This window comes from Rhizorhabdus phycosphaerae (assembly GCF_011044255.1).
GTDB classification, from domain to species: domain Bacteria; phylum Pseudomonadota; class Alphaproteobacteria; order Sphingomonadales; family Sphingomonadaceae; genus Rhizorhabdus; species Rhizorhabdus phycosphaerae.
This window is the reverse complement of sequence record NZ_CP049107.1, coordinates 1,259,495-1,284,755: the sequence shown is the minus strand read 5'-3', so window position 1 is coordinate 1,284,755 and position 25,261 is coordinate 1,259,495. Positions and strand designations below refer to the sequence as shown.

The window sequence follows — 25,261 nt, the reverse complement described above, 5'->3', positions numbered from 1 at the left end:
GAGAGATGCTGACGGTCGAAATCGCCCGGCGGATCGCTGCGCCGGCCGAAAAGGTCTGGCACTATGTGAGCGACTTTTCGGGCACGGTCCTGACCCGCGGTTATGTCGCGCGCGTCGAATGCAGCGGGCAGGGGAAGGGCGCGTTGCGCACCTATCATCTTGATCCTGCAATTGGTGGCGGGGCCGTAGTCGAGCGCCTCGTCGAGCTGGATAATGTCGAGCGCGTGATCGCCTACGACATGGTGGACTATGGCCCGCTGCAATGGGCCGACTATGCCGGGAGGATTCAGGTGACACCTGCCGGGCCGGATGAGAGCATGTTCCTTATCCGGACGCGCTTCTCCCCGATCGATCCCGCACAGGGCGAACAGCTGCGAGAGTTGTCGCGAAGCAACATTGGAAAATACATCGGCAATCTCGAAGCTGCACTCGGCCTCTGACATGGCCGAGCCGCCCGTATGGGTCCCAGCCGGCCAGCATGAACGGCCTTCTCTCAAAGGCGATCAGGTGTGCGACCTCGTCGTGATCGGCGGTGGCATAGTCGGCCTGACTGCGGCCGAATATGCCAGTCGCCATGGACTCCGCGTCATTCTGGTTGAAGCCGCAGCGGTGGGGGAAGGTGCTTCCGGTACCAACGCGGCCGGGATCGCACCCATTTGGGGGATGCAGACGCCAGGCGGCGTCGTCGCAGAGCTGGGCCCCGAGCGGGGAGATGCCCTGAACCGCGCGCTGGCTGCGAGTGCCGACACGCTGATTGACCGTGCGCTGAGCCTTGCTCCGGAAAGCAGGCCCGTTAAGGAGGGCTTCCTGGCTCTCGCTGCCCGGCAAGCTACGGCCGAGCGTCTCGGGGATATCGCCGAGCAATGGCGGCGATGTGGCGCCGAGGTGGAGCACCTGAGCGCTGCCCTAGGCCATTATGTGGACAGTCCGCGTTACCTGGGCGGCCTTCTGTTCAAGTCCGGAGGCACATTCGATCCATTGGCCTATATGAAAGGGCTGGCGGTTCGCTGCGAACAGCTGGGCGCGACCCTCTTCGAGGGCAGCCCCGTGAGCAGGGTGTCCCGGATTGGAGATGGGCAATGGCTGGTCGATGCCCGTGAAGGAACCGTGCGCGCCGATATAGCTGTGGCAGCAGTCCATGGAGGCGCTGACCTAGGCCATGGCCTAGACCAGCTCGGGGGGCGTATCGAATGTCAGCTGGTCTCGTCAGCTCCGCTTACCCAATTGCAGCGCGCGGCCCTTCCGCCTGTGTCCACCTTTGCGGATCTGGACGACATGTCTGTTTTTGGCGGAACGATGACCGCGGATGGGCGAGTGGTCTCAACCGTCCTGCCGGGTCCGGGCCGCCTTTCGCTGCCCCAGGCAACCGATCTTCTCTCGCGCAAGTTTACGCGCGCCTTCCCCACCATCTCGCCGCCTGACTGGTCCGGAATGAGCGGGGGGCATATTTTGATGACCCCGAAGAAGCTGCCTCAGTTGATCCAGCTTGGGCAGGGCTTTTTCGCAGGACAAGGCTGCAACGGCTACGGATTGTGCGCGGGAACTCTACTGGGAGAAGACCTTGCGCGGCTTGCGTTGAGCCGCGACGCTTGGCCCGCCCGGTTTCCATTGGAGCGCGCGCGCCGGTCCCGTGCCCACAGCCTCGTATCAGGCATGGTGAAGCTTGCCATGCCGTTGGTTCGTCGTTTCAGCTGAGCGGAAGCTGTAGCTGACGCTTCGTCGTTCTAAGGCGCGGACGTGGCACTTTTGTCGCGCCTTCGGCTACAAAGGCAGATCCGGAGTGGACTTCACCGTCTTGAGCGTGAAGCTCGAATTGACCGAGGCGATGCCGGGGAGGTGGAGCAGCACTTTCTTCAGGAAGCGCTCATAGGCATCCATGTCGGCGGCGACAACGCGCATGACATAGTCGCTTTCGCCGCTCATCGAGAAACACTCCAGTATCTCGGGATGTTCGAGCGTCTCACGCTCCAGCGCTTCCAGCGTTTCCTCGTCATGGCGTTGCAGGCGGACATGAGCGAGGACGTTGATGGGAAGCCCGACCTTCTTGGGATCGAACAGGATCGCGCGGCGCGCGATCACCCCTTCGGCTTCCAGGCGCTTGATCCGCCGCCAGCAGGGCGTCTGGGACAGTCCCACGATCCCGCTCAAATCCGCGACCGACATATCGGGATGCGACTGCATCGCCCGCAATATGCGGCGATCGCTGTCGTCGAGTGCGCGTGGTTGCATCCGCTCTCCTTGGAATCGATGGCCTCGAAATCCGATGCTATGAGTATGTTCGTTCTAATAACAGTCATTTTGGAGGCTGACATAGCCTAAGACGCACTATCGCGCCTGTTGCTATGCCTGTGGGCATGGAACCCTCCCTTCCCAATCGCGCACGCCTCAGCCTGCACATCCCCGAGCCGCCGGGTCGCCCGGGCGACCTGCCCGATTTCACCACTCTGCGCCTGTCTGCGGCAGGGGAGGTGGATCGGCCGCCGATGGATGCATCGGAACCGTCGATGCGCGAGCTTCCTTATCGTCTGATCCGCGTGCTCGACGATGGCGGGGCGGCGGTCGGGCCGTGGAACCCGCATCTGCCGGTTGAGACCCTTGTCCATGGGCTGCGCGCGATGATGCTGACGCGCGCCTTCGACGACCGTCTCTTCCGCGCGCATCGGCAGGGCAAGACCAGCTTCTACATGAAGTCGACCGGCGAGGAGGCGATCGGTGCTGCGCAATCGCTGGTGCTCGGAGCCGGGGACATGTGCTTTCCGACCTATCGGGTGCTGAGCTGGCTGATGGCGCGCGACTATCCGCTGGTCGAGCTGTGCAACCAGATTTTCTCCAACGCCCGGGATCCGCTCAAGGGACGTCAGCTGCCGATCCTCTACTCTGCGCGGGACTATGGCTTCTATTCGCTGTCGGGCAATGTCGGCAGCCGTTTCGGCCATGCGGTCGGCTGGGCCATGGCATCGGCCTATCGGGGCGATGACAAGATCGCGCTGGCCTATATCGGCGAGGGGACGACGGCGGAGGGCGATTTTCACGAGGCGCTGACCTTCGCCTCGGTCTACCGCGCGCCCGCAGTCCTGTGCGTGACGAACAACCAATGGGCGATCTCGTCCTTTTCGGGCATCGCGGGTGGGCAGGAAACGACGTTCGCGGCGAAAGCCCTCGCTTATGGCATTCCCGGCCTCCGGGTCGACGGCAACGATTTCCTCGCGATCTGGGCGGCGACGGCCTGGGCGGCGGAACGGGCGCGGTCCAACCTGGGCTCGACGCTGATCGAGCTCTTCACCTATCGCGCTTCGGGCCATTCGACCTCGGACGACCCGACCAAATATCGCCCGTCCGACGAACCCGCGCACTGGCCGCTCGGAGATCCCGTCGAGCGGCTCAAGCAGCATCTCGTCGCCCTCGGCGCATGGTCCGACGACCGGCATGAAGCGCTGGCGCTCGAACTCGACGCGGCCGTCAGGGCGGCGGTACGCGAGGCAGAGCAGGTCGGCACGCTCGGCAAGTCGAAGCCGGATCTGCGCGAGATGTTCGAGGGCGTGTTCAAGGAGCCCGACTGGCGCCTCGTCGAACAGCGCCGCGAGCTGGGGCTCTGACGATGGCGATGATGAACATGGTGCAGGCGCTGAACTCGGCGCTCGACGTCAAGCTGGCGCACGACCCGGATATGCTGATCTTCGGCGAGGATGTCGGCTATTTCGGCGGGGTCTTTCGGGTCACCGACGGGCTGCAGAAGAAGCATGGGCTCAAGCGCTGCTTCGATGCGCCCATCGCGGAAGGGGGGATTATCGCGGCGGCGATCGGCATGGGCGCTTATGGCCTGCGCCCGGTCCCCGAAATCCAGTTCGCGGACTATATCCTGCCCGCTTATGATCAGCTGGTGTCCGAAGCGGCACGGCTGCGCTATCGCTCCGGCGGAGAGTTCTGGGCCCCGATCACGGTCCGCTCGCCTTATGGTGGCGGCATCTTCGGCGGGCAGACGCACAGCCAGAGCCCCGAGGCGATCTTCGCCCATATTACCGGGCTGAAGACGGTGATTCCTTCCACCCCCTATGACGCCAAGGGCCTGTTGATCGCCTCGATCGAGGATGACGATCCGGTGATCTTCCTCGAGCCCAAGCGGCTGTACAACGGTCCATTCGACGGTCGCCACGATCAGGCGGTCAAGAGCTGGGCGGGTCATCCGGCGGCGGAGGTGCCCGAGGGTCATTATACCGTTCCGCTGGGCAAGGCTGCCGTGGTGCGGTCCGGCGAGGCCGTCACCGTGCTGGCCTATGGGACGATGGTCCATGTCGCGCTGGCCGGGATCGAGGACAGCGGCATCGACGCCGAACTGATCGACCTGCGCTCGATCGTGCCGCTCGACATCGACACGATCGTTGCATCGGTGAAGAAGACCGGACGCTGCGTGATCGTCCATGAGGCGTCGCGCTATGGCGGTTTCGGCGGCGAGCTTTCGGCGCTGGTGCAGGAGCGCTGCTTCTTCGAACTGGAAGCGCCGATCGGTCGGGTGGCGGGCTATGACACGCCCTATCCGCATGCTTTCGAATGGGATTATTTTCCCGGACCCGGCCGCGTCGCGGCGGCGCTCCGGCAGGTGATGGACGGACAGTAATGGCTACCTATGAATTCAAGCTGCCGGACATCGGCGAGGGCATAGCCGAGGCGGAGATCGTCGCCTGGCATGTGGCGGTGGGCGATGTGGTCGAGGAGGATGCGCCGCTGGCCGACCTGATGACCGACAAGGCGACGGTCGAGATGACCGCGCCGGTGGCGGGCCGGGTGGTGCGGCTGACCGGCGAGGTCGGCGAGCAGGTGGCGATCGGTTCGATCCTGGCGGTGTTCGAGGTCGAGGGCGAGGCGGCCCTCGAGGAAGCTCCCGCGCCAGTGGTCGAGGTCGCCCCTGTCGAGGCGGCGCAGGTGGTGAAGCCCGATCCGGTGCCGACCCCGGTCGAGGCGACGCCCGAGCCTGCCCCCGTCGCTGCGGCGGCTTCCGAGCCCGAACCGGCGCCGGCCGAACGCCATCGCGTGCTCGCCTCTCCCGCAGTACGCCAGCGGGCGAAGGACCTAGGGATCGACCTGGCCGAGGTGAAGGCGGCGGCCGACGGTCGCGTGCGCCACGCCGATCTCGATGCCTTCCTGACCTACAATGCCGGCGGCGGCTATCGCGCGGCCGGTGCCACGCGCGGCGACGAGCAGGTCAAGGTGATCGGCCTGCGCCGCCGGATCGCGGAGAATATGGCGGCTGCCAAGCGCGCCATTCCGCACTTCACCTATGTCGAGGAGATCGACGTTACCAAGCTGGAGGCACTGCGCGCCGACCTCAACGCGACGCGGGGCGCCAAGCCCAAGCTGACGATGCTGCCGCTGCTGATCACGGCGATCTGCAAGACGCTGCCCGACTTCCCGATGATCAACGCACGTTATGACGACGAGGAGGGGATGGTGAACCGCTCGGGCGCGGTGCATCTGGGCATGGCGACGCAGACCGACGCCGGGCTGATGGTGCCGGTGATCCGCAATGCCGAGGCGCGCAATGTGTGGCAGCTGGCGACGGAGATCGTGCGGCTGGCCGATGCCGCGCGCAGCGGCAAGGCGAAGTCGGACGAGCTGTCGGGCTCGACGCTGACGATCACCTCGCTGGGGCCGCTGGGCGGCATCGCGACGACGCCGGTGATCAACCGGCCCGAGGTCGCGATCATCGGGCCGAACAAGGTGGTCGAGCGACCGGTGTTCCGCGACGGGCAGGTGGTGGCGGCGAAGCTGATGAACCTGTCGATCAGTTGCGATCACCGCGTCGTCGACGGCTGGGACGCGGCCAGCTTCGTCCAGGCCCTCAAGCGCCTGATCGAGACGCCGGCGCTGTTGTTCGTGGAGTAGTTCGGCACTCAGCCGCCGGGGCGTCCATGCGCAGTTTGTCGTATATCCTCACCGGGAGGCGCGTGCGCTCATTCGAATGCTGTCCAAGCAGATTCGGAGCGGCTCATGGAACGATCTACCCCCTCGCGTCGCCAATTCCTTGTCGCCATCGGTGAACTGGCCAGCGCGAGCTGGGTCGCCATGAACTGGCCGCAAATCGCTGCCGCAGCGGAGCATACGGGCCATGGCAGCCACGAAGGCACGGAGCCGCCTGCCAGCATTACCACCCTGACGGCTGCCGAAGCAGCCGAGATCGACGCTATCGCAAACCAGATCGTGCCCGGTGGCGCGACGCCCGGGGCGAGGGATGCCCGCACCATCTATTTCATCGATAATGCGCTCGGCAGTTTCTTCGCGAAGCAGCTGCCGGCCTTCCGGCAGGGCCTGAGCGAATTCAACAGCGCCTATGCTGCGCGCTATGGTTCCGGCAAGCCCTTCTCGGCGGCCCCCGATGCGCAGCAGATCGCCTTTCTCCAGGAGGTCGACAAGACCCCCTTCTTCGCGGCTGTGCGGCGACTGACCGTGCTGGGGCTGCTCGCTTTGCCGAAATATGGCGGTAACCACGACTACCTGGGATGGAAGCTGATCGGGGTGGAGGACCAGCACGCCTGGGAACCCCCGTTCGGCTATTACGACCGGGATTATGCGGGGTTCGAACCCTATCCCGGCACCAAGATCATGACCGTCTGACGGAGCCCCGCATGCCGAGCAAGACATATAAGACCAGCGAGACAGTCGATTTCATCGTCGTCGGCTCCGGTGCCGCAGGCGGCATCGTCGCCCGGGAGCTGGCGCGCGCCGGTAACAGCGTCGTGATCATGGAGCAGGGGCCGCGCATGGACCCCGAGGAGTTCGAGCATGACGAACTGAAGTACCGCAATCTCTCCGGCATCACCAACAATCCGGCCACCAATCCGCAGAGCTTCCGGAACGTCGCGAGCGAGAAAGCGGAGCCTGTATCCGGCCGCAACCCGCTGACCTATGCACGCGTGGTCGGCGGCAGCAGCGCACACTTCAACGCCAATTTCTGGCGCCTGCACGAGATCGACTTCATCGAGGGCAGCCGGCTCGGGTCCATTCCGGGGGCAAGCCTCGTCGACTGGCCGATAACTTATGCCGAGCTCGAGCCCTATTACACCAAGGTGGAATGGGAGGTCGGCGTCTCCGGTCTCGCCGGCGCCAGTCCGTTCGATCCGTGGCGCAGCAAGCCCTATCCGATGCCGCCCTTGCCGGTGAAGTCGTCGGGCGTGCTGTTCGAGCGCGGTGCGAAAAAGCTTGGCCTGCACCCGTTCCCCGCACCGATGGCGATCAACTCGACCTTCTACAAGGACCGCCCGCCCTGCGTGCAGTGCGGACTGTGCGGCGGCTTCGCCTGCGAGGTGATGGCCAAATCCTCGTCGGTGTGGACCGTCATTCCCGAGGCCGAGGCGACCGGCAATTGCGAGGTGCGCGCCAACAGCTATGTTTTCCGGATCGGTATGAACAAGGCCGGCCGGGCTACCGGCGTTCACTATTTCGATCGTGACAAGGTAGAACAGTTCCAGAAGGCACGCGCCGTTGTGGTATGCGCCAACGGCTCCGAAACTCCGAAGCTGCTGCTCAATTCCGCCACCAGCGGGTTCGAGCAAGGCCTGGCCAACAGCAGCGGGGCGGTCGGCAAATATCTGATGTTCAACAAGGGCGGCGGCGCGATGGCCCGGTTCGAACATCCCCTCAACGAGTATAAGGGCGCCAACGTCACCCGCATTCTGCACGACTTCTACGATAGCGATCCGAAGCGCGGATTCTATGGTGGCGGCGGCTTTGACGCTCGCTCCGGCGGTCCGCTGACCTGGGGGCAGACCGTGCCTCCGGGTACGCCCAGCTGGGGCGCAGGATTCAAGGACTATCTCGAATCCTACACCTACTGGATGAACTGTTCTGGACACGGTACGTCATTGGCGCAGGAGACCAATCGTATCGACATCGATCCGGAGTTGAAGGACGCCTGGGGCGTGCCGGCGATGCGGGTCACCTACAAGGACCATCCGGACGACGTGAAGCACGCGGCCTGGCAGGTCGAGCGTGCGGTGGAGATCATGGATGCGGCTGGTGCCAAGCAGATCGTTCCCGGAGAGGTTCGCGAAGCGAGTGGCGGCGTGCACCTGCTCGGCACATGCCGGATGGGGAATGATCCGAAGAGCTCGGTGATCGACAAATATCACCGCACCCACGATGTGAAGAACCTCTTCCTGTGCGATGGTTCGAGCATGGTGACGTCGGGCCGCGGTCAGCCGACGCAGACGATCGAAGCCCTGGCCTTCCGTGCCGGCGACTACATCTCCAGGTTCGCTCGCGCTAACGAGATCTAGGGGCGTTGTGACGTTTGCGAGTTGAAGACGGGGGGAGTGCGGCGGCTCGCGCATCAGCCAGTTGCCGTCACGACCCCCGGGCTAGCCCTTGCCTGATTGAGGGCTTCGGGACGGTCGGGCAAGAGATCGCGCCAGGGGCGAGAAGCGCCATGAAAGCAGGCTTCTGCCAGGGCCCGGTCACCATGGTGTCGCGTTCCCCGATCAGCTGACCCCCGTGACGTTGTCGCTTGCCAACAGGTCAACCGGCACATCGATTTTTTCTGCCGGAGACGCCGCCCCCATCGCCGGCAACGGCTCCGCCCCAGGCAGGTCGAAACGATCCATGCTTACTGCCCCGCAGCCATAGGTCGCATTGTTGCGCCAGGTGGCCAACTGCATGCGCCGGGCGAGTTCAGGCTGGAAGCGGCCGATGACATTGCGGCTGTCCTCTGGATGGCTGGTGTAGGAGAGCTGAAAAGCCTTGCCGCCATTCGACAGCTTGGTGCCCCAGAAGGGAATGAAGTCGCCGATATAGAGAACCTCTCCCGCCCCGACATGGAAGACTGGTGCCCCGAAGCAATTGCCGGTCATCAGCACATTGCCCAGGCCCATCGACGTCAACACATAGTCGCCTGCGGTCAGGCGGACGATCTGCACCTCTAGTCCGGCCTTACGGTCGTCGCTGAAGATGTCCCTGGTGTAGCTGGTCTTGTCGCCCTTCTTCTTCCAGTCCTTGGGCTGGTAGATCAACTCGCGTTTCTCGATGTCGTACCGAGCCAGGACAAGTCCGCCGTGACGACCTGCCGAGGTGGGATCGGAACGCCGAAAGGCGAGCACGATCGCACCCTCGCCAGGCTCCAGCGCGAGGGGCGTCTCCGGCGGGATTTTCTTGCCGAAATACAGGCTGCTTGTTCCGGTGATCGCCGCGTCCAGGTTCATCGCGGGATCGCTGAGCTGCGTGAAGCTCTTGCGTTCGGTAATCTTGCCGTCGACCTTGTCGGCGCCGATCATCTCGTCGAACCACGCACGTCGATCGGGTTCGCGCATCGCGGCCAGCTTGGCGGATTGCTCCGCCGAAGGCTCGACCATTCTCCAACCACGGATCAACAGACAGGCACGACGATTGGCTCGCCGCTGGTCTCCCTCGGCAATCATGCCGACGATGAGGCCGCCCAGGGCACCGCCGACACCCGCCGCCATGGGCGACATGACGGCTGGGTCATAATTGTAGAAGATTGTGCCTGATGGCGTCCGCGATCCCCGTGCGATCAGCCTGCAGTCCTGCCAGGCGCTGTCGAAGGCTGCACGCGTTGCACCCGGTTTGTTGTAGAAGCGGTTAGCATTGACGTCCCGCTCGGCATCCTTGGCGATGCTTTCCGGCGTATCGTCCGGATCCGGGGCCGGATTTTGGGACACCGGCTTGGCATTCGTCCCAACAAACACCGGCATCTGGGCCTGCGTCCAACCCGCCTGTTCCAGCACCAAGGCCAGGAACAGGGCAACCCCCGCCGTCTTCGTCATGATACCCCCGCGCGTAAACCGTCGCAGGACGGGCCTGAGGCCATCCCGGACAGTCGCCACGATAATCGGCCGCAATTATGTGGGAAGTGAGATCTAAATCCATTTTGGCGCCATCGTGCCGCCGGTTCGAAAAGCCCTCAGAAGAGCAGCGTTTCCGCTTGTCAGGCACTGGTCCGCCTCAAGACCCTGTGCGGGACAGTGGTGCTCACAGTCTCATTCCGTTTTGGCCGAGTTTCAGAAGTGGGGCTCCATGGTGTCAAAAAGAGAGGCGCCCCGGATGGAGCGCCTCATGCCTCGGTTCGCAAGGGCGGTTCCTGCCCGACGGGCGGGCAGGAACGGGGGATCAGAAGCGGACGCCGAACTCGACGCCATAATAGCGGGGCATGCCGCCGAAGGCGTTGTAGCCGATGTTCGGCGACTTGATTTCAGCATATTCGGTGTTAGCCAGGTTGCGGCCGAACAGTGATACCGACCAGCGGTCACGCTCATAGGTGAGGTTGGCGTCCCACAGGCCATAGGCCTTCTGTTCCAGGATCGGCGTGTTGAGCACGTCGGTGTAGACATGCGAGCGCCAGGTATAGCCGGTGCGGAAGGACAGCGTGCTGTCGTCGCCCAGATCATAGTCGTAGCTGCCGCCGACATAGGCGGTCCATTTCGGTACGCGGTCGAAACGCAGGCTGGTCGCGCTGACACCAGCGGGCAGGCCGGTCAGATTGTTGAACGAGTCATATTTGGCATCGGTGTAGCCGAGCGACCCGTCGAACCGCAGCCCGCGCACAGGGGCGAAGGCGGTTTCGAGCTCGATGCCCTGGATGGTTGCCTTTGCCGCGTTGAACAGCTGCTGCGCGGGGGACTCGCCGGGGATGGCGAACTGCACGAGCCGCTGAATGTCGTCATATTTCTGGCGGAAATAGCCGAGGTTGAAGCGCAGCTTGTTGTCGAGCAGGTCCGACTTCACGCCGACTTCGTAGGACGCCACCGTCTCGGGATTGGCCGGCGTCGCCGCACCGCCGCGCGAAGGTGCGCGCGCGTTGAAATTGCCGGCGCGATAGCCCCGCGAGTAGCTCGCATAGAGCATGATGTTGGGCTGGACCTTGTAGTTCACCACGAAGCGGGGCGAGACGTCGTCCCAGGACTTCTTGGCGTTGATGAAGTCCAGAACGCAGGAGTCGAAGCTCTGGCCGGGGCAGTTGGTCAGCGGCTGCACATGCATCCGCTTGGTGTCCTTGCTGTAGCGGACGCCGGCCGACGCGGTCAGCTCGGGCGTGATGTGGAAATCCACATTGGCGAAGGCGGCCCAGGACTTGATGTCCTGATCCCAGATGTTGACCGTGTAGCGCCGCAGGGTGCTCGTCGGCAGGCGCGTCAGCCGCTTTTCAAACACGTCTTCCTTCAGGTTGAAGTAGAAAGCGCCGACCATCAGGTCGAAGCGGTCGGCGACCGTGATGTTGTAGCGCGCCTCGAGGCTGCTCTGCTTCGCATCCTCCTCGCCGTCGGGGAAGATCAGCACGTCGAACGGGTCGCCGCCGACATTGAGCGTCGAGTCATAGCTGACCTTGCGGTATGCGCCGATTGCGGTGAGCGTTCCGGTGCCGATTTCCTGCGACAGCTCGCCGATGATGTGGAAGCCCTTGATGTCGGTGTAACCCGGCGTGCCGAGATTGACGCCCCACTTCTTGTCGGCAGGCGTATAGCCCCACAGCGTCTGCTGCTGGCGGGCCGGCGCGCCGGCCGGGAAGTAGGAGCGCGTCGCGCCGCCACCGTCGTTGATATTGATATATTGGCCGAGCAGCGTGAACTCGGTCCGCTCCGACATGTTGAACACCCAGGTCGACTTGACGACGACCTGATCGGCGCCGCCGACGCGGCCTTCCTTATGCTGTGCGGCGGCCGCGCCCGTCGGGTTGACGTTGGCCGTAGCGGGCACGGTAACGAAGGTGCCGCTATTGCCGTTGCGGAAGAAGCCGTCATTGTTGCGCGTCAGCACGGCGACGCGGGCGAAGACCTTGTCCTCGACGATCGCGGTTTCGAGGCCGGTCCGCGTCTCGACCGTGTTGGCATTGCCGAGGGTGACTTTGAAGGTCGCTTCGCTCTTCCCGGTAGGGCGCTTGCTGCGCAGGCTGACCGCGCCGCCCGAGGCATTGCGTCCGAACAGCACGCCCTGCGGGCCGCGCAGCACCTCCACGCCCTCGGTGTCGAAGGTGTCGAGGATCGCGCCGGCCTGATAGCCGATGACCATGCCGTCCTGGATGATGTTGACGGCCGGATCGAGCGAGCGAACGCTGGTGCTCACGCCCACGCCGCGCATGAAGAAGTTGGCGAAACCGGGGAAGGTGCCGACGCCGTCGAGCTGGGCATTGGGGACGAGGCGGCCGAGATCGCGAATGTCGATAGCATGGCTCGCCTCGATCGTGCGCGCGTCGACCGCGCTGATCGCCATCGGAACCTTCTGAAGCTGCTCGCCGCGCGCTTTCTTCTGCGCATAGACGACGATGTCCTGGATGCCGTCGACCCTGTCGTCGGCCGCCTGCTGGGCTGCCGCCGGCGAGACCAGGGCAAAGGCCAGTGCCATCGACCCAATGACATTACGCAGCTCTCGAGCCGATTCCCTCATGCACCTCTCCTGTTGCGGTTATAAATATTGCTTTCGATTTAAATGCATTCATATCGAAATATATCGGCCGCGCAAGTCCAATATGGCCGCGTTTGACGGTCGGAAGGTTTGGTTAGCGGGCCTTTGGGGCCAGGGCGTCGTCGATACGCTTCATCGCGCCGCGCAACTCTTCGAGATTGTCCTGACCGAGCGCCGCGACCAGCAGGTCAGTGACCTCGCGGCTGAGCGCATTCGCTTCGAGCGCGACCTGACGGCCTCGCGCGGTAAGTTCGGCAATGATCACCCGGGAGTCGTGCTCGCCCGGCGTGCGCTGGACATAGCCGCGCTTTTCGAGGCGTTTGAGTTGGTGCGAAATCGTCGATTGGGGCAAGGCCATCAACCGAACGATGTCGCCCGCCGGCATCGGGCCATTTTCCAGCAGCGAGACGAGCAGCCGCGACTCTGTCAGGTCGATGTCCCAGACCTTCAGCTTCGGGTTCGTCATACGCAGAAGATGTGCGTTGATGCGGTGGACGAGGAAGGAGACGCGGTCGCGCAGGGGAGGCGTTCGTGGCGGCATCGCGTCGGTCATCGGTTCTGGTCTCCCCCTGTCGGCAACACCGGATAGCGCCCAAGCGCAAGCACGAGCAAGCCGCCAGCCACGAACAATGCCGCGGCCGTCTGGAAGCTGGCAGCATAGTCCTGCGTGCTCTCGTAAATGCGCGAAAAGATCGTCGGGGCGACAGCGCTGCCCGACGCCAGCGCGACATAGCTGAGCGCGTAGATTTGCGGATAATGGCGCAGACCGAAATAGCGCGCGGTGAGAAAGGCGAGGACGTCCAGTTCGGCGCCAGCCGCAAGACCCAGCAGTGCGCAGGACAGCGCGAGCATGGTCGGATCGGCTGAGTGGCTGATGATCAGGCAGGCGCTTGCCGGCAGCAACAGCACCACGCAGGCGACCATCGGCGCCCAGAACCGGTCCATGAGAAAGCCCGAGAGGATACGCCCCGGGATCATGCTGATCGCATAGAAGCTCGCTATGCCTGCCGCCGCGGCAGAGTCGAAACCTCGGTCCGACAAGGTCGGGATCAGGTTCGGGCCAGCGCCGGAGATAGCCAGATAGCCGCATAGGATGGAACCGGTGAGGATCCAGAAACGCCGGTCCGTCAGCGCCTGACGCGTATTGAGGCCTGTCCGGGCGACGGTGGCCTGCTTGGCGGTCTCCGTATCGCGCGGATGAAGGAAGAGATAGACGACCGGCAGTGCGACGAGGACCGGCAGCGCTGCGATCAGCCGCAATGCGCCCTGCCAGCCGAGGCTAGGGGCGGCGAGGGCGACGATCCCGGGCAGGAGCATCGCGATGAAGGCCGTGCCGACGAGCGCCAGACCCAGCGCGGTTCCCCGCGCCTTTTCGAAGCTGCCTGCGACGACACGGGACCACAGCACCGGGTTCGAGCCTGCGCCGAGGATCGCGGCAGCGGCGTAGCCGGCCCAGAACTGCTCCAGCGTCGTCGCAAACGATGCGAGCAGAAGCCCGATCGACACGCCCACAAGCGACGGCATGGCGACGCGGCGGGCGCCGTAGCGCTCGATCAGCCAGCCTACGATCGGAGAGGTGAGCGCGCCCAGACCCGAGCTGAACAGGATCGCGAACTGGATTTCCGAGCGGGCCCAGCCGGTGGCGGCTTCGACCGGCTTGGTCAGCGGCCCGATCGAATAGAAGGGTAGGGCTATCGCGCTGCAGCCGACCCCGATCGCGCAAGCCACCAGCAGCAGCCAGCCGGCCTTGAGCTCGGCGAGCGATCCGCGCTCCATCATGCCCCGGTCCGCAGCGACAATCGGCCCAGCGATCCCAACGCGACCTGATAGGTGCGGCCGGGCGATGGCTCGACCGCGCGGCCCATCGCCCCGGTGAGCAGCAGGTCACCGGCCTTCACCTCCCATCCGGCGCGGCGTGCCCGATCGGCGAACCAGCGATAGACGTTGAGGATCGTGCCCATGCAGTCGCTGCCGCGGCCCTCCGTAACGAGCGTGCCGTCCTCCACCATCGTCATGCCAATGGCAGCAAAATCGATCTGGTCGGCCGGAAAGCCGCTCGGCGGGAAGAGGATGCGTCCGCAGCAGGCATTGTCGGCGATGGCGTGACCCACCGCACGCGGCCATCCCGCGATCCGTGAATCCGCAATCTCTATTGCCGGACGGACCGACCGGATGCCCGCGACCACCGCCGCGTCGTCAGCGTCGGCATCGGGCAGGTGGTCGATCTCTATCAACAGCTCGCCTTCGACGCGCGGCGCACAACAGCGCGACAGATCGAGCATGCCCCCGTCGTCGATCCTGCTGTCGGCGTAGATGCGGCCGACCATGGGTTCGTCCGCGCCGAACAGCGCAAGTGCCTTGGCCGAGGTGAGGCCGATCTTCCACCCGATCTGGCGGCGGCCGGTAATCTGGAAGGCCTCGACGAGGCGATCCAGAACAGCATAGCCGCAGGAGCTGTCGGCGGCGTCGAAGCCGAGTTCCGACGGGTCTATCGGACGTGCGGTCCGAAACGCATCCGCCAACCTAAGCGCGATCTCGTCGATGGCGGGCCTCAAGCGCCTGTCCCCATTTCAATGGTCAATTGTCGTCCGTCCCATCCGTCGGCGGCCGCCGCGATCCTGGCGTAGAAGTCGAACAGGCTGTCGTTGACCCGGTAGATTTCGACCATGTGGCCAAGCGTCGCGCGCGTGTCGACATAGGTCGCGCCGCGCCCCTCGGCCGTCACGAAGTCGGTCGCCGCGACATGGCCGAGCCTGGCATAATGGTCGACCATCGCGTCATGATCTTCCGGGAACAGCGCGACATGGTGAAGCCCTTCCTCGCCTACAGCGAACATGTCGCGAAAGGCCGATGGCTGCGCGCAATGCTGGGTCACCAGTTCGATCTGGACATCGCCCGCCTGGGCGTGGGCCGCGCTGATGTCGAGCGTGCTCGGCTGGCCCCGATAGCGGACATCATTGAGGCGGATATGCCGCCGCACCATAAAGGGGCCGATGCCGGTCAGCCGGTTCCACCGGACGATGGCCTCGTCGAGATCCCAGACAACATAGGCGTTTTGCACGAACCGCTGACGGTCCGGCGTGCTGCGTGTAATGGGCATCCCGTCCTCATTTATATCGAAATCGATACTTCCCGTGTGCGCTCCGATCTGTCAAGTCCCGCTCATGGAGAGAGAATCGCAATCGCAGCCGATCGACATCGTGCTCGCCTTCTGCGCGGCATGGGACAGACTCGACATGGACGCGGCGATGGCGCTGCTCCATCCGCAGATCGCCTACCACAATATTCCGATGGCACCGCTTTGGGGCAAGGCCGACGTCGAGGCTTATCTCCGCGGAGCGGCTGCGCGGATGGAGGCTTGTAACTGGGAGGTTCTCGCGGTGGCATCCGACGGCACGCGCGTCCTGACCGAGCGTGTCGACCGGATGGTCGTTCGCGGACAACCGATCGTCCTGCCGATCATGGGGACTTTCGAAATCGAGGACGGGATGATCCGTCACTGGCGCGATTATTTCGATCTGGCGAGCTACCGCGCGCAATGGCCGCGCGACGAGGAGGAGGGGACTCTGGCATGAAGTTCGGACTAGAAGGCAAGTCGGTGCTGGTGATGGCGGGAAGCCAGGGCATCGGTCTGGCAAGCGCCCAGGGTTTCCACCAACTGGGTGCGCGGGTGACGATTGCGGCGCGGGGTGTTGCGGCGCTCGATGAGGCCCTCGCGCTCATGCCGGGTGCCATCGCCGTCCGCGCCGACGTGACCGATCCCTCGGGAATCGCCGATGCCGTGGCCGCAGCTGGCGCGGTCGATGTCCTCGTCAACAATGCGGGCGGCCCGCCTGCCGGCCTGTTCGACGCGCTCGACGACAGCGCCTGGCAGTCGGCGGTCGACCTCACCCTGATGTCGGCGGTCCGGGCCACCCGCGCAGTGCTGCCGCACATGCGCGCGCAGCGCTGGGGCCGCATCGTCAACATCAGTTCCTATGGCGTGAAACAGCCGGTGCCGAACCTGACCCTGTCCAACGCGATCCGCATGGCGGTGCTGGGCTGGGCCAAGACCCTCGCCGATCAGGTCGGACCGGACAATGTCACCGTGAACACGGTGTGCCCCGGCTGGACCCGCACCGCGCGGGTTACGTCGCTGTTCGAGAAACAGTCGCGCGAAAGCGGCGTCGGGCAGGATGCCCTGTCGCGCGACCTAGAAACCCAGATCCCGCTCCGTCGCATCGGCGAGCCCGAGGAAATCGCGAACATGGTAGTCTTCCTCGGCTCCGAAGCGGCAAGCTACATCACCGGGGCTGCGATCCAGGTCGATGGCGGCATCGTAAAGGGATATGCCTGATGAGCCTGCAAGATGCCCGCGTGATCGACATTCACGCCCATGCGGTGTGCGAGGAGACCTTCGGCGCGGCCGGCAGCTTCGGTCCCGACCTGACCGAGGAGGCTGACGGGACGCCGGTGTTCCGCATCGGCGACTATCGCCTGCGCGGCGTCCGCTATCGGGGCAGCGCCTTCATGGACGTGGACGCCCGCATCGCCGCCATGGACCGGTCGGGGATCGACTGGCAGCTGCTGTCGCCCAATCCGCTGACCTATTTCCATTTCATCCCTTCGGCGGAGGCGACCCGCTTCTGCCAGACCAGCAACGAGGCCGTCGCCGCCTGGGTCGCGCGCCATCCGGATCGGCTGGGTGCGGCGGCCGCAGTTCCGATCCAGGATGTCGATGCCGCGATCGCCGAAGCACGCCGCGCCGTCCGCTCACTGGGGCACAAGGCCATCTATATTGGCACCTCGATGCCGCACGGGCTCGACGATCCGGTCATGGATCCTTTTTACGAGGCCATCGTCGATCTCGATGTGCCGCTGTTCATTCATCCCGGCCCCGACGGAATCGATGGGCCGCCGGGAAGCCCGGCGCTGAAGCGCTACGAACTCGACATATTGGTCGGCTTCACGATGCAGGAAACGACGGCGGTCGCCACCTTGCTGTTCGGTGGCGTTCTGCACCGGCATCCGACACTGGACATCTGCATCAGCCATGGCGGCGGTGCGCTGGCGCTGGTGTGGGGGCGCCTGGAACATGCGACGCATAAGCGGGCCTGGATGCCCGACCATCTGAAGCGCGAGGGAAGCTTTGCCGAACAGCTCGGCCGTCTGTGGTATGATGTGCACATGCACGACGACAAGGCGCTGGATCTGCTCGCGCAGCGCGTCGGTACCGGCCGCATGGTCTATGGAACCAATTTTGCCGGCTGGGACGCGCCCGAGCGTTTCTCTCCGCCCAAGATCGACGCGCCACTCGCGGACAATGCGCGCCGCCTGCTCAGAGGCTGAACCCCGGAACAGGCGGCATACCGGATCCTTCGCTCAGGCGCGGGTGACGCCGAGACCCATGCCGCCGTCGACGTCGAGGATCGCACCCGTCACCCACTGGGCCCGCGCGAGATAGTCGACCGCCTCGGCGATGTCGCTGCCCTGGCCGATCTCGGGGATCGCCTGGGCCGACAGCAAGGCGGCGGCGCGGTCGCGGACTTCCTGGTCGGTCATCAGCCCGGCGCGCACATTGATCTCGGTCGGGATGCTGCCGGGGATGACGCAGTTGACCGTGATCCCCCGGTCGCCCAGTTCGGCGGCCAGGACCTGGGTCAGCGTCTGCAGTGCGCCCTTTGTCGCGGCATAGGGCGAAGCGGTCGGGAAGCTGCGGCGGGTGTGGACCGATCCGACGAACAGGACCGCGCCGCGCGTCGCGGCGAGGTGCGGGACGGCAAGGCCGGTCAACAGCATCGCCGACAGCACGTTGCTGTTGAAGATGTCGAACAGCTTGTCGGCTTCGAGCGCTTCGATCGGTGCGCGGTACATATTGCCGGCATTGTTGAACAGAACGTCAAGCTTGCCGCCGCCATGGTCGACGGCCGCATCGATCATCGCCTGTCGGTCGGCGGCGTCGGTGACGTCCCCCGCCACGCCGTTGCATCCGATAGCCGCCGCAGCGGCGGCGACGCGGTCGGCACGACGACCAGTGATCGTCACCCGCGCGCCGCGCTCCGCGAAGTGCCGGGCGGTCGCCTCTCCGAGGCCGGAGCCGCCGCCCGTGATCAATATGCTCAGTCCTTCGATCGGCCGCATGTTTCTCTCCCTCTCAATCCAGTTGCTTCAGCATGGCGCCATCGAAGGCCCGCAGGCCATTGGCCTCGCCGCACGCGATCCGGTGCGCCCAGTCCGGATTGGCGATCATCGCCCGGCCGACCGCCACCAGATCGAACCAGCCTCTGGCGAGGCCATCCTCCAGCCAGTCGATATGATCGGCCTGAGTCCCGGCGTGGCGCTTTCCCGAGGGCGACTTGAAGTCGACGTCGAGCGTGACCGATCCGACGGCGATCGTCGGGCGCCCGCTCAGGCTGCGCACCCAGGCTGACAGGGGGCGTTCGTCACCGGCGAACTCCGGTTCCCAGAAGCGGCGCGTCGAACAGTGGAACAGGTCGACGCCGGCATCGACGAGCGGCTCGACCAGCGCCGAAAGTTCGCGCGGGTCGGCTGCGATGCGCGCGGCGTAATCGAGCTGCTTCCACTGCGACAGCCTGAACCCGATCGCGAACCCCGGGCCGGTTGCCTGCCTGATCGCGCGAACGAGTTCCACTGCGAAGCGAATGCCGTGGGGGTGGCCATAAGCGTCAGATCGCCGGTTAGTCTCCTGCCAGAGAAACTGGTCGACCAGATAGCCGTGCGCGCCATGGATCTCGACCCCATCGAAGCCCGCGGCCTGGGCCAGCGCGGCGGCGGCCGCAAAAGCCTGGATCGCGCCGTCGATATCTGCCGGCAGCATGGCGCTGCCGAAGGGACGCCCTGGTGCGGCAAGGCCGGATGGGCTGAGCCGCTCGACCTCGAGGCTGTCGGTCATGCCGACCATCGACGGCGAAAAGGCGCCGACGTGCCAGAGCTGGGCGATGATGGCGGCACCATGGGCATGCACGTCGGCGACGAGCCTCGTCCATGCCGGAAGGACGTCGTCGCCATAGAGCCGGGGAACCGAAGCGCCGAAGTGGCCGGCCCTGTCAACAGCCACGCCCTCGGTGATGATCAGGCCCGTCCCACCCGCGGCCCGCCGCGCATAATAGCGCGCCATGTCGGCGGTCGGGACGCCGTCCGCCGCCATTTCGCGGGTCATCGGCGCCATCGCGACGCGATTGCGGAGCGCGAGCGATCCCAGCCTCATCGGCGAAAAGAGGGGCGACGCCCGCTCCGTCACTGATCAGTCCTTGCCGCCGAGCCAGTCCAGCATGGCCGCGATCAGCGCCGCATGGCCCTCGGCGCGCAGCGAGCAGCCGTCATGACCGAGCGCGTCGACGCCGACGCGGCCGGCGCCGTGGCGCCGCAGCCAGGCGACGGGCTGGGGGCCTTCGCCCGCATCGACTTCGGCCAATATGGCGCAGTCGGATGCCGGGGAGAGATGGTGATAGGCTTCGTCGACGATATCGAAATCGACAGGCCCGGCACTCCGCTCGCGGCCCTCTGCCGTCAGCGTCACGCGGATTGGGCCGAGCGGCGGATGGTGCGATACCCCCCATTGCCACCCGCCACCGAGAAGGCGCGGCCATCCCGGCTGGTTGTCCCAGCAGATCGTCGCCGTGTGCATCGCGAGCAGCGCGCCGCCGGAGGCGACATGATCCTCGATCCGGCGCATGTCCCGGTCGGGGAGGGCGAAGGCCCAGGCGTCGCGATCGGGGGCATATTTCTCATGCTGCGTCATCGACCAGCGCAGGGCATTGACCACCAGCAGATCGGATGGGGTCAGCTGGGCGAGCGCCGCACCGATGCTGTCCACCGGCGTCACCGCCCATCCCGCGTCGCGCGCGAGGTCGCACAACGCCGCCCCGCTCTCGGCGAAGGGATGGTTGTAGCCGTCGCTGTAGACGATCGCGCGCGCCATCGGGTCAGTCGCGGGGCAGATTCTTGAGCACGGCGTGCGTCACGCCGCCATCGACGAGCAGGTCTACCCCCGTGATGTAGGACGACGCGTCGTCGTCGAGCATCAGCACGGCATTGGCGATGTCCGCCGGGGTTCCGAGCCGCTTGAGCGGAACGCCGTTCGAGCGCGACGCGCGAACCTTCGGATCGGCGTAGATCGGGGTCGACATGCCGCCGTCGATGAAGCCGGGCGCGATGCTGTTGAAGCGCAGGCCCTGTTCGCCATATTCGAGCGCGAACTGCTTCATCAACTGGAGCAGCCCCATCTTGCTGGCGGGATAGGCGCCAGAGCCGGGCCCGGGATTATAGGCGTTGGTCGACGTCAGCGAGATGACGTGGCCCGAGCCGCGCCCGACCATCCGGCGCACCGCCTCGCGCGTGACGATATAGGCGCCGAGGAGATTGATCCGCAGAACCGTCTCGAAGTCCGAGATGCTCTGTTCGGCAAGCGGGCCGAAGCGGACGATCCCCGCATTGTTCACGACCAGGTCGGGCGCGTCGCCGAATTGGTCGAACGCGGCGGCCACCGCAGCGGCATCGCTGACATCGGCGATCAGGGCGACGGCGCCGCGACCGATCTCTCCGGCCCGAGCTTCGACCGCCGCCGCGTCGAGGTCCATCACCCCGACGCGATAGCCGCGTTCGGCGAGGGCGGACGCGATGGCGGTGCCGATGCCATTGGCGGCACCGGTGACGATGGCGGATTTGGTCATTCTCAGTCCTTGGCGAAGATGATTGGATAGCTGCCCCAGTTGGGCCTGATGGTGCTCGTGTCGAGCTGCGGCGCGGCATCGGGATCGGGTCGGGCCCCGAGTGCGAGCAGCCGGATGACGATCAGCGCGACGATGCCATATTGATGGCTGTCGGGATCGGCGCCGGGCTTGGCTGGAAGGCCTCCGTCGAGCTCGCGACCGAGACAGGCGTGGACGCCGATGCCGAAGGCGAGAGCGGTCGGCAGCACGCCCTTCGGTACGGCCCGGTCGGGATCGAAGCTGTCGGCATCCGCCCCGAACACGCTCGGGTCGCGATTGGCGTTGAACAGGTCGAGCACCAGGCGGTCGCCCGTATTGACATCGCCCGCGCCTGCCATCGCCATCGGGCACATGCTCGTCCGCCACGCTTCCGGGCTGGCCGGGTGCAGGCGGAGGCTTTCGTGAACGCAGCGCTGGACGAACAGCGGATCGCCAAGCCGCTCCCAGCGGGATGCGTCCTGGCCGGCCCAGCCGATGATCTCGTGAAAGGCATGGATGACCGTGTTCGCGGTCGAGTGCGCGCCCGCCTGCATGTAGAAAGCGATTTCGCGCAGGAGCAGATCGGCATCCAAGGCCAGCTCGTCCTGCGCCTGGAGGATCACGGTCAGCACGTCCCTTGGCAGATCGGCTGGGTCCATGCGGCCGGCCGCGACGTCCGCCAGCAGGTCCTGCCGACGACGGATCGAGGGTTGGAGGAAGGCGTCGTCGAACTCGGCGAGTGCCGTCCTGACTTCGTCTTCCAGTTCCTTCGGGTCGCGCGTCGAATGGACCATCGTGGCCCCTTCGCTGAGCTTCTTGACCAGCCGGATCAACTGCTCGCTTTCCTCCGCCGACTTCAGCGGGCGGTCGATGCCGGCAAAGTCGGCCGTCAGGTTGACGGTCGCGCGATAGCCGAAGGCGACGAGATTGGCGCGGCCGGTTTCCAGATAGGGGGCGAGCGTCTGCCCCAAGGTGCTCGGGAAGACGACCTTCTCATAATGATTGAAGAAGTTGCGCCGGAACACGCGTGCCTCGACGCCGCGACGCTTCAGATGTTCAGGGCCGTGCAGCGTGAGCAGCACGTCTTCCATGACGACCTTGCCCGCATCGTAGAGCGCCTGTTTGAGGTTGGCGTTGCGCAGCGCCGCCTCGCAGTCGGCAAAGCCGCGTAGCGTGATGATGTCGCTCGTGGTTGCGGTCACAGCAGCGCCTCATCCGGACGGAAGACGATCGGGTAGCGGGCCCAGGTGATGCGCGTAATCGTCCCGTCCTTTTCGGGGCGCTCGTTCGGGTCGGGTCTGAGGCCGTGGCGCAAAAGGCCGGCCACGATCAGCGGAACGACGCCGTATTGATGCTTGTCGGGATCGGTGCCCGGCTTCGGATCGACCCCGATCGCCAGATGGCGCCCCAGGCAGGCATGCGCCCCGTCGCCCATCGACAGGCCATAGCGGAAGCTGGTCTTGACCGTTCGGTGGGGGTTGAAGCGGTCGGCATCCTCGCCGAACAATTCGGTGTCGTGATTGGCGGCGCGCAGATTGACCGCGACCTGCTGCCCCGGTTCGACGACTGCGCCGTCCTTCAAGGTCACGGGGCACAGGGCGCGTCGGCGCGCGACCGGGCTCGACGGGTGAAGCCGCAGGCTCTCATAGACGCACTGCTGAATGAAATAGGGATCGTCGCGCAGCCGCTGGCGATCCTCGGGATGGGCATCGAGCCAGTTGAGGATCTCATGAACGGCGTGGCCGAGCGAGTGGATCGTCGTATGCGCGCCGGCGAGCACGAAGAAGATGCCCTCCTGCACGAATTCCCGCTCGCTGAGCTGGAGGTCCGACTGGCCGAGCAGCAGCGCCGTCAGCACGTCCTTCGGGAGATCGGCCCGATCGAGCTCGCCCGCGTCGACCTTGTCGATCAAGGCCTGGCGGCGCTCCAGCGAGGGATCGAGAAAACGGGCTTTGAACTCCTCCATCGCGATCGAGATGCGGCGCTTCTTTTCGGCGACGTCCGCCGGATCGAGTGACTGGCCGAGCGCCGGGGCGAGGCTGAACTCCTTGAGAAGCCGCAGAAGCTCGCCGGTCTCCTCAGCGCTGCGCAACGGCCGATCGATCCCGGTGAAGTCGATCGTCAGGTTCATCATCACCCGATAGCCGATCTCGACGAGGTCACCGCCGCCCTCGGCCAGGAACGGGGCGAGCGTCTCGGCGAGGGTCTGCGGCAGGACGTTCTTCTCATAGTGGAGAAAGATGTCCTTGCGGAACATGACGGCTTCAACGCCGCGCCGCGCGCGGTGCTCGGCGCCGTGCAGATTGACCACCGCACGCTCCATCATGAGGGCGGCTTCGTCGTAAAGCGATTGGCGCAGATCAGCCTGGCGCAGCGCGTGCACGCACCCGCCGAAAGACTGGATTTCGATGTCGGACATCAGCGATCCTCTTCGCGACGGCCGAGCACTGCCTGACGGGTCGCGATCATGGTGGAATAGGTGGAGACGCGCCACGACGGCATCGGCGATCGCTCGGGCATGGGGGTTTCGATGTCGATCGACAGCCCGTCCTTGAAGACATGGCGGACGCCGCCCGGGCGACCCAGCAGCGTGACATCCTGCGTCATATCGCCGTCGACCACGATCAGGTCGGCGCGCTTGCCAGGCTCGACCGTGCCGATCTCGCTCATGCCCAGCACCTGCGCCGCCTTGCGGGTCGCGCATTGCAAAGCCTCGGTCGGCGTCATGCCGATATCGTCGACGAACACCTGCAGTTCGCGCCAGTGCCACTCGCCATAGGGGGTGATGGAAAAGCCGCTTTCGGTGCCGCACAGCAGCGGTACGCCCGCATCGTGCGCCGCCTTCAATTGCCGGCTGCTGTCGGCGATTTCCTTGGCGAACAGGTCTTGTAGGAAGGCACTGGCGCCGACCTTGTCGCCATGGTCGGCAAGCACCGCCTGGAAGGTGAGGGTGGGGACGATCGGAACCCGGGTCTCGCACACGGCGGTCAGGGCTTCGTCGTCCATATTGGTGGCGTGCAGGATCATGTCGAACCCGGCGCGCGCCGCATCGCGGGTGCTGGATGCATTGCGGCAATGGCCGACGATCGGAAGGCCGAGTTCATGCGCGGTCCGCGCGGCGAGTTCGAGCTCTTCGCGGTTCCAGACCTGAATCTCGCCGGCTGCCCTCTGCCGGGGGATCAGCCCGGTGACGTGGATCTTGATCCAGTCGACGCCGCGCTTGGCCTGCTGCCTGATCTCTGTCACGATCTCGTCGCGCGTGCGGGTGACCTTGAGGTAACCGACGGCGCCTTCATCGGGCACCAGAAGGCCAGCGGTTCCGCCGACGCTGGTGAACAGCGCATTGCCGCCGCACAGCATGCGAGGGCCTTCGGTAACGCCGCCCTCGATGGCGTCGCGCAGATCGAGCGAGACGTTGTAGATGGTATCCGCGTCGAAGAGCGTTGTGACCCCCGACCGCAGCACCTTCCGGACGTTATAGGCCGCCACGATCGCGGCCAGGCCCTCGCGCCGGTGGAAGAAAAGCTCGTCGTTCGACGAAGGTTCGTCGAAACTGATGTGGCAATGCGCGTCGATCAGGCCGGGCATGACCGTCATGCCACGGGCATCGATCCGCTGAACGTCGTTGCGGCCAGACGCCCATGCGACGGCATCCGCACCGGTCGCGACGATTTCGCCGGCAAAGGCCACGGCCGCAATGTCGGAAGCGCCGTCGACCGCCGAAAACAATCGCCCATTTTCGATCAGACAGGGTCTGCGTCGCTCAGCCACTGGACTACCTCTCCTTGATGCGATTCATCCTGTCAGCAGATTGCATCGAGATCAATATAATTTTCTGACGTCGTTATGTCATTGAAACGAATGAGATTTGATCCGGAGCACGCAAAGGCGGGCGGTCGAAAGTTCGGCACCATGTGATGCACAGCCGGGCTCAGACAAGTGAGTCGAAGCCAAGCGTCGGGTATCGTCTCGACCGGTTTGCCACGAGCTATTCAAGGACCATGGCTGTAGTGGGACGATTTTCTCGCCCCGACTGAGAAAAATTGGAAAATATCCTCGTTAATCAACAAACTCACCGGCTGTACGCTGTGCATATAATGGCCTGGCCGGGCTGCTCGCTGAAAACAGCTTGCCAAAGCAATTTGCTTCGATATCAATATAAATAAATC

Annotated in this window: 24 protein-coding genes; 10 read left to right on the top strand and 14 right to left on the bottom strand. The window is 65.1% G+C overall.

The window, feature by feature from the left end; all coding sequences use genetic code 11:
* Positions 1 to 5 precede the first annotated feature (5 nt).
* Together G6P88_RS05885 and G6P88_RS05880 are read left to right on the top strand one after the other, a co-directional pair.
* Positions 6 to 440 carry an SRPBCC family protein gene (locus G6P88_RS05885; protein WP_165322314.1) on the top strand — a complete coding sequence of 145 codons (435 nt, stop codon included), beginning with the start codon at positions 6 to 8 and terminating at the stop codon, positions 438 to 440.
* Between the two features lies 1 nt (position 441).
* Entirely contained in the window at positions 442 to 1,695 is a 1,254-nt protein-coding gene (locus tag G6P88_RS05880; protein ID WP_165322313.1) for an NAD(P)/FAD-dependent oxidoreductase, read from the top strand.
* A gap of 66 nt (positions 1,696 to 1,761) precedes the next feature.
* On the opposite strand, the gene G6P88_RS05875 is transcribed toward G6P88_RS05880, so the two are convergent.
* Complete coding sequence (locus G6P88_RS05875) at positions 1,762 to 2,229, bottom strand: Lrp/AsnC family transcriptional regulator (protein WP_165322312.1); 468 nt, start codon at positions 2,227 to 2,229, stop codon at positions 1,762 to 1,764.
* Positions 2,230 to 2,354: 125 nt separating this feature from the next.
* Here G6P88_RS05875 and G6P88_RS05870 point away from each other — a divergent pair, with 125 nt between their 5' ends.
* From G6P88_RS05870 to G6P88_RS05850, 5 genes are all read left to right on the top strand, one after another.
* On the top strand, positions 2,355 to 3,596 hold the full coding sequence (locus G6P88_RS05870) for a thiamine pyrophosphate-dependent enzyme (RefSeq protein WP_206335878.1): 1,242 nt from the start codon (positions 2,355 to 2,357) through the stop codon (positions 3,594 to 3,596).
* Between the two features lie 11 nt (positions 3,597 to 3,607).
* On the top strand, positions 3,608 to 4,615 hold the full coding sequence (locus G6P88_RS05865) for an alpha-ketoacid dehydrogenase subunit beta (protein WP_206335929.1): 1,008 nt from the start codon (positions 3,608 to 3,610) through the stop codon (positions 4,613 to 4,615).
* A complete protein-coding gene (locus G6P88_RS05860; protein ID WP_165322309.1) occupies positions 4,615 to 5,880 on the top strand; it encodes a dihydrolipoamide acetyltransferase family protein in 1,266 nt (421 codons plus the stop codon). Before G6P88_RS05865 ends, G6P88_RS05860 begins: the two co-directional genes overlap by 1 nt.
* Positions 5,881 to 5,985: 105 nt before the next feature.
* A complete protein-coding gene (locus G6P88_RS05855) occupies positions 5,986 to 6,609 on the top strand; it encodes a gluconate 2-dehydrogenase subunit 3 family protein (RefSeq protein ID WP_165322308.1) in 624 nt (207 codons plus the stop codon).
* An 11-nt stretch (positions 6,610 to 6,620) separates the two neighbouring features.
* The gene (locus G6P88_RS05850) at positions 6,621 to 8,270 is read left to right on the top strand and encodes a GMC family oxidoreductase (protein ID WP_165322307.1); all 1,650 of its coding nucleotides are present in this window, start codon (positions 6,621 to 6,623) and stop codon (positions 8,268 to 8,270) included.
* A gap of 201 nt (positions 8,271 to 8,471) precedes the next feature.
* Here G6P88_RS05850 and G6P88_RS05845 read toward each other — a convergent pair whose 3' ends face one another.
* The 6 genes from G6P88_RS05845 to G6P88_RS05820 form a co-directional block, all read right to left on the bottom strand.
* On the bottom strand, positions 8,472 to 9,770 hold the full coding sequence (locus tag G6P88_RS05845; RefSeq protein WP_206335877.1) for a hypothetical protein: 1,299 nt from the start codon (positions 9,768 to 9,770) through the stop codon (positions 8,472 to 8,474).
* Positions 9,771 to 10,113: 343 nt separating this feature from the next.
* The gene (locus G6P88_RS05840; RefSeq protein ID WP_165322306.1) at positions 10,114 to 12,384 is read right to left on the bottom strand and encodes a TonB-dependent receptor; all 2,271 of its coding nucleotides are present in this window, start codon (positions 12,382 to 12,384) and stop codon (positions 10,114 to 10,116) included.
* 112 nt (positions 12,385 to 12,496) lie between these two features.
* Positions 12,497 to 12,955, bottom strand: a complete 459-nt coding sequence (locus tag G6P88_RS05835) for a MarR family winged helix-turn-helix transcriptional regulator (RefSeq protein ID WP_165322305.1) — start codon at positions 12,953 to 12,955, stop codon at positions 12,497 to 12,499.
* Positions 12,952 to 14,181: an MFS transporter gene (locus G6P88_RS05830; protein ID WP_165322304.1), complete on the bottom strand. Its 1,230-nt coding sequence runs from the start codon at positions 14,179 to 14,181 to the stop codon at positions 12,952 to 12,954. The genes G6P88_RS05835 and G6P88_RS05830 overlap by 4 nt, the downstream gene beginning before the upstream one ends.
* Positions 14,178 to 14,924, bottom strand: coding sequence for a 2-keto-4-pentenoate hydratase (locus G6P88_RS05825; RefSeq protein WP_206335876.1), 747 nt, complete (start codon positions 14,922 to 14,924; stop codon positions 14,178 to 14,180). Before G6P88_RS05825 ends, G6P88_RS05830 begins: the two co-directional genes overlap by 4 nt.
* 29 nt (positions 14,925 to 14,953) lie before the next feature.
* On the bottom strand, positions 14,954 to 15,502 hold the full coding sequence (locus G6P88_RS05820; RefSeq protein WP_165322302.1) for a VOC family protein: 549 nt from the start codon (positions 15,500 to 15,502) through the stop codon (positions 14,954 to 14,956).
* Between the two features lie 64 nt (positions 15,503 to 15,566).
* On the opposite strand from G6P88_RS05820, the gene G6P88_RS05815 reads away from it, so the two are divergent.
* Genes G6P88_RS05815 through G6P88_RS05805 form a run of 3 tightly spaced genes read left to right on the top strand, consistent with a single transcriptional unit; the run spans position 15,567 to position 17,730 of the window.
* On the top strand, positions 15,567 to 15,977 hold the full coding sequence (locus G6P88_RS05815) for a limonene-1,2-epoxide hydrolase family protein (RefSeq protein WP_165322301.1): 411 nt from the start codon (positions 15,567 to 15,569) through the stop codon (positions 15,975 to 15,977).
* Positions 15,974 to 16,738, top strand: coding sequence for an SDR family oxidoreductase (locus G6P88_RS05810; RefSeq protein ID WP_165322300.1), 765 nt, complete (start codon positions 15,974 to 15,976; stop codon positions 16,736 to 16,738). The genes G6P88_RS05815 and G6P88_RS05810 overlap by 4 nt, the downstream gene beginning before the upstream one ends.
* Positions 16,738 to 17,730: an amidohydrolase family protein gene (locus G6P88_RS05805; protein ID WP_165322299.1), complete on the top strand. Its 993-nt coding sequence runs from the start codon at positions 16,738 to 16,740 to the stop codon at positions 17,728 to 17,730. The genes G6P88_RS05810 and G6P88_RS05805 overlap by 1 nt, the downstream gene beginning before the upstream one ends.
* Positions 17,731 to 17,763: 33 nt before the next feature.
* On the opposite strand, the gene G6P88_RS05800 is transcribed toward G6P88_RS05805, so the two are convergent.
* Genes G6P88_RS05800 through G6P88_RS05770 form a run of 7 tightly spaced genes read right to left on the bottom strand, consistent with a single transcriptional unit; the run spans position 17,764 to position 24,863 of the window.
* Positions 17,764 to 18,522: an SDR family NAD(P)-dependent oxidoreductase gene (locus G6P88_RS05800; protein ID WP_165322298.1), complete on the bottom strand. Its 759-nt coding sequence runs from the start codon at positions 18,520 to 18,522 to the stop codon at positions 17,764 to 17,766.
* A 13-nt stretch (positions 18,523 to 18,535) separates the two neighbouring features.
* Positions 18,536 to 19,609, bottom strand: a complete 1,074-nt coding sequence (locus tag G6P88_RS05795) for an oxidoreductase (protein WP_165322297.1) — start codon at positions 19,607 to 19,609, stop codon at positions 18,536 to 18,538.
* A gap of 36 nt (positions 19,610 to 19,645) precedes the next feature.
* Positions 19,646 to 20,323, bottom strand: coding sequence for a ThuA domain-containing protein (locus G6P88_RS05790; protein ID WP_165322296.1), 678 nt, complete (start codon positions 20,321 to 20,323; stop codon positions 19,646 to 19,648).
* Positions 20,324 to 20,327: 4 nt separating this feature from the next.
* Positions 20,328 to 21,074, bottom strand: a complete 747-nt coding sequence (locus G6P88_RS05785) for an SDR family NAD(P)-dependent oxidoreductase (RefSeq protein WP_165322295.1) — start codon at positions 21,072 to 21,074, stop codon at positions 20,328 to 20,330.
* A 2-nt stretch (positions 21,075 to 21,076) separates the two neighbouring features.
* Complete coding sequence (locus G6P88_RS05780; RefSeq protein WP_206335875.1) at positions 21,077 to 22,294, bottom strand: cytochrome P450; 1,218 nt, start codon at positions 22,292 to 22,294, stop codon at positions 21,077 to 21,079.
* Positions 22,291 to 23,511, bottom strand: coding sequence for a cytochrome P450 (locus tag G6P88_RS05775; RefSeq protein WP_165322294.1), 1,221 nt, complete (start codon positions 23,509 to 23,511; stop codon positions 22,291 to 22,293). Before G6P88_RS05775 ends, G6P88_RS05780 begins: the two co-directional genes overlap by 4 nt.
* Complete coding sequence (locus G6P88_RS05770; protein WP_165322293.1) at positions 23,511 to 24,863, bottom strand: metal-dependent hydrolase family protein; 1,353 nt, start codon at positions 24,861 to 24,863, stop codon at positions 23,511 to 23,513. Before G6P88_RS05770 ends, G6P88_RS05775 begins: the two co-directional genes overlap by 1 nt.
* Positions 24,864 to 25,261 lie beyond the last annotated feature (398 nt).